The sequence below is a fragment of the Endozoicomonas atrinae genome (assembly GCF_001647025.1).
In the GTDB taxonomy this organism is placed as follows: domain Bacteria; phylum Pseudomonadota; class Gammaproteobacteria; order Pseudomonadales; family Endozoicomonadaceae; genus Endozoicomonas; species Endozoicomonas atrinae.
The window spans coordinates 1-1646 of the sequence record NZ_LUKQ02000530.1 but is presented as its reverse complement, the minus strand read 5'-3'; the positions used below and the strand labels follow the sequence as shown (position 1 = coordinate 1646).

Below are 1646 nucleotides of genomic sequence, written 5' to 3'. Positions count from 1 at the left end.
AAGCATGAAGCGTAAGCGCAAGAGGGCTGGTTGGAATAATGGCTATCTGGCAGGGCTGCTGAATATGTATATATTCGGTGAGGATAGTGGCTCAAATGCGAATGATTATCCTCGTGCGTAAGCCCTGCCCTGGGAACAGAGTTTTCGACGACGCCAGCACCCAACAGCAAAATAGGCAAGGATAGCCTGGATAATTCCGGCCCCAAGAAAAACGTGAATGCTTTCCCCCCACTGCCGTGCCTGATTTACCTCTGTGGCCAGGGTTTCAGCCAGCAAGCCAATAAATAGCGCCGTCAGTGGAACAATGTATTTTTTTGAGTAGCCGAGAGAAATGGCAATCACGGCAACAAACAGGAAGAACGGATCAAACAATGTAAAACAGACTTCACCCACGGTCAGCCCCCTGGAACAGAATATTAGCCCTGAATTCTAGAGAACAGTGAAACCTCTGTTAATCATGAGTTATCACGCTTAAAACGGCATAATTCTGCATCGGAATAAGTACCAAGCCAGAAGCACAGAACGGGATCAACCTTATTGCAAATTCCTAAGACTCTAATCGCTTTTCCCGTTAATCTGCTTGTTTACTACTGCAGGGTTCATCCAGATCAAAGCCGGACTGAGAGCCAACAGCAGTCACAGCAAATTTCCCAGCTACCAGCTCTGAAGCAGCAACGTTGCACGGTCCATCATTATTCTGATGATTCTCAGAGCCCTGGGCATAGCGACACTGTTCAACCAACACCTCTTGTTCTGTTGGGTGCACCTGTACATCCGGGACACCTCTCTCTGAGCGCTGAATAAAACTGGTTTCCTGTTCCTGGTCTTCTGCATTGTTCTTTGACTGTTCTTTCTCTGTTGGCTTTTGTGCCTCTTTACTGCCGCAATGTTTATCAATAACTTGTGTTTTAATACAATATCCGGCAAACACCACTAAAGCTATGCCCAAAAAATAAGCCAGAAGCATCATCGGCCCACGAAAATTACTGCTTTCATGCCATGCCTTTCCCGGCTCCGCTGTCGTAAGACTATCATTAAAAGCCCGTGTGACATTATCGGGAAGATTATTGATGAAATCTTTTACGGTTGAAGCATTTAAAGAACCATTCAGAGAAGACCCTGCTTTTCCAATCTGATCCAGCAAAATAACTGCAAGTAGAGCCAATTTAGCCTTAGAAGCATTGTGATCATTTGTTGTTGTGACTTCTCTTTCCTGCAAAGATTTACTATCGCACAAATATCTCTTACCACCTTTTGGTACCTGGCATTCAGGAGTAAGACTCTCTGATGATTCCATTTCACGAAAAGCCGTATCACCTGTAACCATTGGCTTTAGAGACAATGCTTCAATAGACAAGAAAATGCTCCTGTTATTTCGTTTATGACAGAAAATCAGAAAAATTTAAAAAGGCATTTTTAATATAATGCTGAATAGATCTAATCAGACAACTTACAAAATAATAAGAAAGAAAAAACTAAAAACAAGAAACCCTTCTATCAAAGGCCAATTACTTTCTCATACGCCATGTGCGACTTTTAGGTTTGCATAAGGAGACATGACTGAACCTGCTTTCTGCTATTAAAAGCAGTAAAAAGCAAAAAAGAAGGTTTCAGTCATGCCCGTTGAAGAGTTTATCACTACAGTC

At 42.7% G+C, this 1646-nt stretch carries 2 protein-coding genes; both read right to left on the bottom strand.

Going from position 1 to position 1646, the window contains the following annotated elements:
- Positions 1-105: 105 nt before the first annotated feature.
- Positions 106-393 (bottom strand): hypothetical protein, encoded by a 288-nt coding sequence (locus AK963_RS28750; protein ID WP_066018701.1) that lies wholly within the window; start codon positions 391-393, stop codon positions 106-108.
- A 178-nt stretch (positions 394-571) separates the two neighbouring features.
- Positions 572-1357, bottom strand: a complete 786-nt coding sequence (locus AK963_RS28745; RefSeq protein ID WP_066018700.1) for a hypothetical protein — start codon at positions 1355-1357, stop codon at positions 572-574.
- Between the last annotated feature and the right edge of the window lie 289 nt (positions 1358-1646).